Origin of the sequence: Rhodococcus sp. O3 (genome assembly GCF_048897285.1) — a bacterium.
Classification (GTDB): Bacteria; Actinomycetota; Actinomycetes; order Mycobacteriales; family Mycobacteriaceae; genus Rhodococcus.
In genome coordinates this window covers 1-9,199 of record NZ_JBMBTE010000162.1, presented here as the reverse complement: position 1 = coordinate 9,199, position 9,199 = coordinate 1, and the positions used below count along the sequence as shown (strand labels likewise).

Sequence of the window (9,199 nt, the reverse complement as noted above, 5' to 3'; positions counted from 1 at the left end):
CCGGAGAGGGTGCCGGCCTGGTAGACCGGGCCGGCGGGGGCGAGACGGGCCATGACGTCGGCGCGGCCACCGAACGCGGCGGCGGGCAGGCCACCGCTCATCACCTTGCCGAAGGTCATCAGGTCGCCGGCCACCCCGTCGATGCCGTGCCAGCCGGTGGCGCTCGCACGGAACCCGGTCATCACCTCGTCCATGATCAGCAGCGCGCCGTGCTCGCGGGTGATCTCCCGCAGCCCCTCGTTGAACCCGGGCAGCGGCGGGACGGTACCCATGTTGCCGGCGGCCGCCTCCGTGATGACGGCGGCGATCTGCCCCGGGTTGGCGGCGAACGCGGCACGGACGGCCTCGAGGTCGTTGTACGGCAGCACGAGGGTGTCCTCGGCCTGCGCGCCCGTCACGCCTGGGGACGTCGGCAGGCCGAAGGTCGCGAGACCGGAGCCTGCGTCGGCGAGCAGCGCGTCGACGTGACCGTGATAACACCCGGAAAATTTGACGATCTTGCTGCGGCCGGTGAATCCGCGGGCCAGACGCACCGCACTCATCGTCGCTTCGGTCCCGGAATTGACGAGCCGGACCTGTTCGACGGGCGCGATCCGCGCCACGATCTCCTCGGCGAGTTCGACCTCACCGGCGGTCGGTGCACCGAACGACAGACCGGACGTCGCGGCGGTGCGGACCGCCTCCACGACCGCGGGATGCGCGTGGCCGAGAATCATCGGCCCCCACGAACACACCAGGTCCACATAGGAATTGCCGTCGACGTCGGTGAGCGTGCTGCCCGAGGCCGAGGCGATGAACCGGGGGGTTCCGCCGACCGAACCGAACGCTCGAACCGGCGAGTTGACGCCTCCGGGCGTCACCTTCGACGCCCGGTCGAACAGGGCGGCGGAAGCAGTGTCGTGGGTGCGGGAGGCATCGGGGGTCGCAGTCACGACCTCCAGTGTCCCAGTTTCGGCGGATTTGCCAAAAGGCACCCGGGCATGCGTGACCTCCGTCTCGGTCCGGCGGGAACCCCGGTTGTCCGGCGGGAACGCCGATTCACGGCACCCGGTTCACGGCGTGCCGCACCCGGAACCGCAGCACCAACAGGGGCACCGCCCTAGGGTCGGATTCATGGCGACCACAGCTGATCATCTCCGCGACACTCTCGACGGCGCGTGGCGGCAGGCCCGCTCCCGGGCACGCACCGACCTGGCACGGGAGGAATTCGCTCCCCATCACATTCCCGACCTGGACCGTGCCCGCGCGACCGTCCTCGACCAGATGCGGCTGCTCGCCGACGCCGGCTACGCGTCGGCCGGTTTCTCGGAGGCGAGCGGCGGCACCGGCGACCCCGGCAGCGCGGTCGCGTCGATCGAGATGCTCGCGATGTCGGACCTGTCGCTGATGGTCAAGTCGGGCGTGCAGTGGGGCCTGTTCGGCGGTGCCATCGAGAACCTGGGCACGCAGCGGCACCACGAGCGCTACATCCGCCCGCTCATCGACCTCGAGTTGCTCGGGTGCTTCGCGATGACCGAGACCGGCCACGGCAGCGACGTGCAGGCCCTCGAGACGACCGCGACCTACGACCCGGCCACGCAGGAATTCGTCATCGACTCCCCCACCCCGTCCTCGCGCAAGGATTACATCGGCGGGGCGGCACAGCACGCCACGGTCGCGGCGGTGTTCGCGCAACTGATCACCGGCGGCGCGACGGAGGGTGTGCACTGTTTCGTCGTGCCGATCCGCGACGAGCACGGCAACGACCTGCCCGGCGTGACCACCTCCGACTGCGGATACAAGGGCGGGCTGCCCGGCGTCGACAACGGCCGCATCAGCTTCGACGGGGTGCGGGTGCCGCGGGAGAACCTGCTCAACCGGTACGCGGACGTGGACCCGGACGGCACCTACCACTCACCCATCGAGAACCCGAACCGCCGGTTCTTCACCATGGTCGGCACCCTCGTGCGCGGCCGCGTCACGGTCGGCGGGTCCGCCGGGGCCGCGGCGCGCGTCGCGCTCACGATCGCGACGCAGTACGCGCTGCAGCGCCGCCAGTTCTCCGCGCCGAACGACGAGCAGGAGGTGCTGCTGCTCGACTACCTCGTCCACCAGCGCCGGCTGTTGCCGCTCATCGCCCGCTCGTACGCGCTCGGGTTCGCGCAGAACGAGCTGATCTCGACGATGCACCGGATCCAGACCACCCCCGTCGAGGACGTCGACCCGCAGGAGCAGCGCGAGCTCGAGGGCCGCGCGGCGGGCCTGAAGGTCGCGAACACCGAGCACGCGACCCGCGCGATCCAGGAGTGCCGGGAGGCGTGCGGCGGCGCCGGCTACATGGCCGAGAACCGGCTGACGTCGCTGCGGGCGGACACCGACGTGTTCACCACCTTCGAGGGCGACAACCACGTCCTGACCCAGCTCGTCGCGAAGGAACTGCTCACCGCGTACGCCGACGAGGTGCGCGGCATGAGCCCGGTCGAGTGGATGCGGTTCGCCGCGACCACCGTCTCCGACATCGTCAAGAAGCGCACCGCGGCGCAGCAGATCATCCAGACGCTCGTCGACACCCGGCAGGACAACGAGGAGGACGGCAGCCTGTTCAACCGGGGCACGCAGCTCACGATGTTCGAGGACCGCGAGCAGTACCTGCTCTCGACGGCGGCGCGGCGGCTGCAGGCGGCGTCGAAGCGGGAGGACAGCCAGTTCGACGCGTTCAACTTCGTGCAGGACCACGTGCTGCACGCAGCCCGCGCACACATCGACCGGGTCGTGCTCGAGGCGTTCGTCGCCGGGATCGAGTCGTGCGAGGACGAGACGGCCCGGGAACTGCTGTCGGATGTGTGCGACCTGTACGCGCTGAGCGTCATCGAGGACGACAAGGCGTGGTTCATGGAGCATCGGCACCTGTCCGTGGAACGGGCGAAGGCGGTGCTGCGCGGCATCAACGAGCGGTGCCGGTCGTTGCGCCCGCACGCGGCGACGCTCGTCGAGGGGCTCGGCGTGCCCGAGTTCCTGCTGGGGTCGGCGATGCTCGACGGACCGGGAACCGACGCGGGCCGGGTCTGAGTCTCAGTTCGGAATCACCCGGAGGATGCGGTCGTCGTCTCCGTTGTCCGTGGTCACCAGCAGGGAACCGTCGGGCAGCGGGGTCAGCGACCGCAGCCGGCCGTAGGTGTCTTCGAGCAGGGTCGCGGAATCGACGACGCTGCGCCCGTCCTCGGACAGTTTCAGCAGGATCAGCCGGGCCGCCTGCTGGCTGCTGACCACGAGGGCTCCCGACCACGGTCCCCACGCATCGCCGGTGACGAAGGCGAGGCCCGGTGTCGCAATCGTCGGGGACCCGGAACTCCACACCGCACCGATCGCGCCGGGCACCCGGTCGGGGTCGGTCATGGGCACCGACTCGTCGTAGCGGCCGGGTTCCCGGTCCGGGCGGTAGCCGTAATTGCCGCCGGGTTCGAGCAGATTGACCTCGTCGTCGCGGCGGGTGCCCTGTTCGACGGCGTAGATGCGCCCGGTGCCGGACTGCAGTGCCAGTCCCTGCACGTTCCGGTGGCCGAGGGCGTAGATCGGGCTGCCGGGATCGGGGTTGCCGACGGCGGGTGTTCCGTCGGGGTTCAGGTGCAGCACCTTGCCGCCGAGGCTGGCACGGTCCTGCGGGACGGTGGGGCGGGCGCTGTCGCCGGTGCCCACGTAGAGGCTGCCGTCCGGGTGGGCGAGGATCCGGCAGCCGGCGTGGCGGCCGCCCGCGGCGACCGGCATGCCGGAGACCACGGTGCGCACCCGGGTGGCGGTGGTCCAGTCGGGGTCGACGGTCCAGGCGAGCACGCGCACGTCGTCCGGGTCGCGGTGACCCTGGCACGAGTAGAAGGTCCGGTCGGTGGCGAAGTCGTCGGACAGGGCCAGCCCCATCAGGCCGGTCTCCCCGACCGCGTAGAGGTCGGACAGGTCGGCCTCCAGCGAGGTGACCTGCCCGTCCGGGCGGCGGACGACGAAGCGCCCGCCGCGTTCGCCGGTGAGAAGCGTGCCGTCGGGAGCCCGGACGACGTCCCACGGATGGTCCAGCCCGTCGACCAGTGTCTCGACGGTGACCGACGGCGGTGCGCTCACGGCGGGGACCGGCACGGAGGATTCCTGCCCCGTATCCCCGGGCGGCTCCGCCACGGTGTCCCCGGGCGGCTGCGCCACGGTGTTTCCGGGCGGCTCGGCCCCCGGTGTCCTGGGCGGTTCCGTGTTCGTGCACGACGCCGCCGCACACACGAATGTGGCGGCGGCCAGGAGGGACGCGGCGGTCCTGCGCAGTCTGCTGCTCATGATTCCGGCGCGGTCACGAATTCGGCGCAGCCATGGGGTCAGGCGACGAGCGCGTATCCGGCTTCGTCGACGGCATCCGCGACGGCCTGCGGGTCCAGTTCGGTGTCGCTGGTGACCACGACGGTGCCGGTCTCGAGGTTCACGTCCACCTCGGAGACGCCGGGGATCGCGGAGATCTCCTCGCGCACGGCGGAGACGCAGTGTCCGCAGGTCATGCCCTCGACACGGTAGGTGTTCTGCATTGTGGCTCCTTCGAGTCTCGACATCACCACCGACGATACCCCCAGGGGGTACCACCCGTCATGCGGTACGTCAGCCACCCGATCCGTCTAGCGTGCACGCCCGCTCACGAGGCCGTCGAGGCACCTGCGCAGCTCCGCATCGTCCTTTGCCCACGCCCGCACGAACGTGCCACCGCGCAACCGCAATCCGACTGCGGTGCGCTTGCGCGGTACGCCGGACAGCTCCCCGAGGGTGCGTGCGTTCTCCCAGCGAGCCGGGTCCGCCGCCGCAGGATCGGCGGGCGGCAGGACCGCCTCGATGTCCGCGACGGGCAACTCCTCGGTCCCCTGCCGCAACACCGTCTCGGTCAGTTCGACGCTCACGTGCCGGCGGCCGGCGACGACCATGATGTACGCGAACACGGCGAGCACCACCGCCATCACCGGCAGCGCGAACCAGTGCACGACCGGACCGGTCGCCACTTCGATCAGCAGAGCGACGAGGCAGAACAGCGGACCGAACGCCACTGCCCGCCAGCGGGCGCCGGGTTCGTGGAACAGCGGCGCGGATGCGCTGTCGTTCAACGTGAGCTGTCGGTCAAGGTGAGCCGTCCGTCGAGGTGCAGCAGTCCGTCAGGCCGAGAAGGTGCCGGGAACGACCAGGAGCACGAGCGTCACGAGACCCAGGACTGCGATGAGGCCGATCAGAAGCGCCTCACGTCGACGGCTGTAGGGTCGCGGTTCCACGTACGGGTGTTCCACCTGCATGAGTCCTCACGCTCGTCGGGTACGGCCACAGACCGTTGGTCGAGCCCACCGTACTCCCTACGCGCGCAAGGTCAAATAGCCGGATGAAACCCGCGCCGTAAGCTCAATTATTAGGAATCCGAAGGAAGTACAGATTTGATTCGCGTCGATGCATGAGTACGATCGCGCCCACCGTCAGCACCGCCTGGAGGATGCCGACGATTCCGAGCACCCAGCCTTCGACGCCCGCACCGGCGCCCACACCGAACAACGTCGGCACCGTCGACAGGGTCATGAAGACCCCGACCAGCGTCAACAGCATGCGCGCCCAGTTCTTTCCGCGGCGCATCTGTCGCACGACGAGATAGAGCAACCCGAGAATCACGAAGCTGCCCACCGCCGCCGCGCCCAGACCGAACGGAATCAGCGCGAGCCAATCGTCGCGCGTCATCGCCTCCGACCCGGACATCTCGGGCATCTGATCCATCAATTGATCGACGAACGCCTGACGATCCCGCCACATCACGGCCAGGCTTGTGACCGTCGACACAATCCCGAGAATCAGGACGCCACACCACAATTGATAGGCCGTTCCGACGTCGACGGGCATCGGACGCGGTTCACCGACCGGTCCCTGCCCCGGCGTGGGCATCGGCATCGGCCCGGTCACGACAGCCAGCCCGCAGCCTCGGCGGCCCAGTAGGTCAGCACGATGTCGGCGCCGGCGCGACGGATGCTCGTCAGCGACTCGAGGACGGCGGCGTCACGGTCGATCCAGCCGTTCTGCGCGGCGGCCGTGATCATCGAGTACTCCCCCGAAATCTGGTATGCCGCAACAGGAACGTCCGAACGATCCGCGACCTCGCGCAGGATGTCGAGATAGGACATCGCGGGCTTGACCATCACCAGGTCCGCCCCCTCGGCGAGATCGAGGTCGACCTCACGGAGCGCCTCGCGCCGGTTCGCCGGATCCTGTTGGTAGGTACGGCGATCGCCCTCGAGCGACGATCCGACGGCCTCGCGGAACGGGCCGTAGAACGCCGACGCGTACTTGGCCGCGTACGCCAACTGTCCGACGTCCTGGAAGCCGGCCGCATCGAGAGCCGCGCGGATCGACGCGACCTGCCCGTCCATCATTCCGCTCGGACCGAGCAGATGCGCCCCCGACTCCGCTTGCGCCACAGCCATTTCCGCGTAGCGCTCGAGCGTCGCGTCGTTGTCGACCCGCCCGGACTCGGTGAGCACACCGCAGTGCCCGTGGTCGGTGAACTCGTCGAGGCAGGTATCGGCCATGAGCACCGTCGCGTCACCGAGTTCGTCGCGCAGATCCCGAAGCGCCCGGTTGAGCACGCCGTCGGGATCGGTGGCGCCGGATCCGCGCGCGTCCTTGTCCTCCGCGCGCGGCACACCGAACAGCATCAGACCGCCCACGCCGGCCTCGACCGCCGCAGTCGCCGCGGCCCGCAACGAATCGAACGTGTGCTGGAAGACGCCCGGCATCGACGAGATCTCGCGGGGGGCGCCGATCCCGTCGGCGACGAACATCGGCAACACCAGATGTCGTGGCTCGAGCGAGGTTTCGGCGACGAGTCGCCGCATGGCCGGGGTGGTACGCAGCCTGCGGGGACGGAATTCCGGATACACGGTTCACACCTTCCGATACGAGTCGTGCGCGGTTCCGGTAGCGGTGGCTACCGAAACCGCGCACGAGTGGAGTCAGCGCCGGGCTCGGGACTTCTTGCGCGGCGGCGGCAGAGCGCCCTCGGCGCGCAGCCGGGCGGCGTGCTCGGCGAGCGCCTCGACCAGCGGACCGACCTGCGCGGTCTCGGGCTGCACGTCGACCCGCAGACCGAACTCGATCGCGGTCTCCGCGGTCTTGGGACCGATGCAGGCGACGATCGTGCGCGCGTGCGGCTTACCGGCGATACCGACGAGATTCCGGACCGTCGACGACGAGGTGAAGCACACCGCGTCGAAACCACCGGTCTTGATCATCTCGCGGGTCTCGGCCGGCGGCGGCGCGGCCCGGACGGTGCGGTATGCGGTGACGTCGTCGATCTCCCAGCCGCGTTCGCGCAGTCCCTCGGCGAGCGTCTCGGTCGCGATGTCGGCGCGCGGCAGCAGGATGCGGTTGACCGGATCGAACACGTCGTCGTACGGCGCGAACTCGGCGAGCAGGCCCTCGCTGGACTGCTCCCCCGTCGGCACCAGCTCCGGGGTGATACCGAACGACCGCACCTTGTCCGCGGTGGCCTGACCGACGCACGCGATCTTGACACCGGAGAACGCACGCGCGTCCAGACCGAACGCCTCGAACTTCTCCCACACCGCGCGCACCGCGTTGGTGGAGGTGAACACCACCCACTGGTAGCGACCGTCCACGAGGCCCTTGACGGCCCGTTCCATCTGAGCGGGGCTGCGCGGCGGCTCGACCGCGATGGTCGGAACCTCGATGGGGATCGCACCGTGGGTGACGAGACGATCGCTCATCTCACCGGCCTGATCCTTCGTGCGCGGCACCAGCACCGTCCAGCCGTACAGGGCGCGCGATTCCCACCACGACAGCTTGTTGCGGTGCGAGACGACCTTGCCGACGGTGACGATCAGCGGGCCCACCAGCTCCGATCCGGCGTCGTTGAGGGTCGCGAGGGTCGCTTCGACGGTGCGCTGCTGGCGCGTCGTGCCCCGCACCGTGATCGCGGCCGGGGTCTGCGGCGCGAGACCGTGCTCGACGAGAGCACTCGCCGTCTCGGCCAGGTGACCGGAGGTCGCGTGCAGCACGAGCGGGCCGGGCGCGGCGGCGAGCGCAGCCCAGTTCACCTCCCCGCGGACGTCGACCTCGGTATGGCACGAACCCAGCGCCATGCCGGCGTAGCTGGGAACGGCCGAGCCGGACGGCAGGCCCGGCAGGACCTCGAACACCACCTGGGTGCGGGACACCGCGTTGACCTCGGCGATCACCGAATCGGTCGTCATCGGATCCCCGGCGACCAGACGCACCACGTCGTGGCCATTCCTGGCCTCGGCGACCAGCGTCTTCGCGACCTCGGCGGGCTCGCCCAGCGCGGGACGAACCTCGGCGATCGGTTCCCCGGTCTCCGGGTCGCTGCCGGCGTCGCGGCCGACGAGCGCAACGACGGCCTTGTCCACGTCGGGGTCGGTGAAGGCCATGGTGGCGCTCGTCAGCACGTCGCGTGCGCGCACGGTGAGCAGCGCCGGGTCGCCCGGCCCCGATCCCACGAACAGGATCCGTCCGGGAGTGTGCTTGCGGACTCGGCTCATCGGTGATTCTCCAGTGCGATCAAATCTGCGGTATCGGGAAATCGGAAACGGGAAGGCAGGGCGTCAAACATCTGCTGCACTTTCTTCGGCCGGTCTGCCGGCACCTTCGTCGGCGGCCATGAGGTCGCGGGCTCCGAGGTCGAGCAGCTCCCGGGCGACGGCGCGACCGAGCTCGGCGGCACGCTCCAGTGGTCCGACCGCGCTCGCGCGGATCGAGTCGGAACCGTCGAGTGCGGCGGCACAGCCACGCACCGACAGCTCCTCGAACACCCGGCCGTCGTCGTCGAGGGATTCGACGACCTCGGCGAGCGCCCCGACGGGCGCGGTGCACCCGGCCTCGAGTTCGGCGAGCAGTGCACGCTCGGCGTCGACGGCGGCGCGGCTGGCCGGGTCGTCGAGCTCGGCGAGCACGGCGATCATCTCCGGATCGTCGGCGCGGCACTCGACGGCGAGTGCCCCCTGCGACGGAGCCGGCAGCATCTGCACCGGTTCGAGGGACTCGGTGATGCGGTCGGTCCGGCCGATGCGGGAGAGGCCGGCGCGGGCGATGACGATCGCGTCGAGCTCGCCGGATTCGACCTTGCCGAGCCGGGTGTCGATGTTGCCGCGCAGCGGCTGGATGTCGAGGCCGAGACCGAGCGCGGCGAGCTGCG

At 70.0% G+C, this 9,199-nt stretch carries 9 protein-coding genes and 1 pseudogene; 1 reads left to right on the top strand and 9 read right to left on the bottom strand.

The window, feature by feature from the left end; all coding sequences use genetic code 11:
- Positions 1–932: glutamate-1-semialdehyde 2,1-aminomutase (locus ACN675_RS25965; RefSeq protein WP_420753570.1), on the bottom strand; the 932-nt coding region annotated here is incomplete at its 3' end.
- Between the two features lie 181 nt (positions 933–1,113).
- Between ACN675_RS25965 and ACN675_RS25960 the strand changes: the two genes are divergently transcribed.
- A complete protein-coding gene (locus tag ACN675_RS25960) occupies positions 1,114–3,048 on the top strand; it encodes an acyl-CoA dehydrogenase (protein WP_420753569.1) in 1,935 nt (644 codons plus the stop codon).
- Between the two features lie 3 nt (positions 3,049–3,051).
- Here the strand turns inward: ACN675_RS25960 and ACN675_RS25955 are convergent, their stop codons facing one another.
- The 8 genes and pseudogenes from ACN675_RS25955 to ACN675_RS25920 form a co-directional block, all read right to left on the bottom strand.
- Positions 3,052–4,107 carry a PQQ-dependent sugar dehydrogenase gene (locus ACN675_RS25955; protein ID WP_420753568.1) on the bottom strand — a complete coding sequence of 352 codons (1,056 nt, stop codon included), beginning with the start codon at positions 4,105–4,107 and terminating at the stop codon, positions 3,052–3,054.
- Between the two features lie 227 nt (positions 4,108–4,334).
- Positions 4,335–4,538, bottom strand: a complete 204-nt coding sequence (locus tag ACN675_RS25950; RefSeq protein WP_420753567.1) for a heavy-metal-associated domain-containing protein — start codon at positions 4,536–4,538, stop codon at positions 4,335–4,337.
- Positions 4,539–4,625: 87 nt separating this feature from the next.
- Positions 4,626–5,102: a hypothetical protein gene (locus ACN675_RS25945; protein WP_420753566.1), complete on the bottom strand. Its 477-nt coding sequence runs from the start codon at positions 5,100–5,102 to the stop codon at positions 4,626–4,628.
- A gap of 48 nt (positions 5,103–5,150) precedes the next feature.
- A complete protein-coding gene (locus ACN675_RS25940) occupies positions 5,151–5,285 on the bottom strand; it encodes a hypothetical protein (protein ID WP_269437511.1) in 135 nt (44 codons plus the stop codon).
- Between the two features lie 103 nt (positions 5,286–5,388).
- Positions 5,389–5,814, bottom strand: a complete 426-nt coding sequence (locus ACN675_RS25935; RefSeq protein WP_420753565.1) for a hypothetical protein — start codon at positions 5,812–5,814, stop codon at positions 5,389–5,391.
- Between the two features lie 116 nt (positions 5,815–5,930).
- On the bottom strand, positions 5,931–6,908 hold the full coding sequence (gene hemB, locus ACN675_RS25930) for a porphobilinogen synthase (RefSeq protein WP_420753564.1): 978 nt from the start codon (positions 6,906–6,908) through the stop codon (positions 5,931–5,933).
- A 72-nt stretch (positions 6,909–6,980) separates the two neighbouring features.
- Positions 6,981–8,546: a uroporphyrinogen-III synthase gene (locus tag ACN675_RS25925; RefSeq protein ID WP_420753563.1), complete on the bottom strand. Its 1,566-nt coding sequence runs from the start codon at positions 8,544–8,546 to the stop codon at positions 6,981–6,983.
- A 63-nt stretch (positions 8,547–8,609) separates the two neighbouring features.
- Positions 8,610–9,199: pseudogene (locus tag ACN675_RS25920) on the bottom strand (hydroxymethylbilane synthase); the annotation flags it as partial.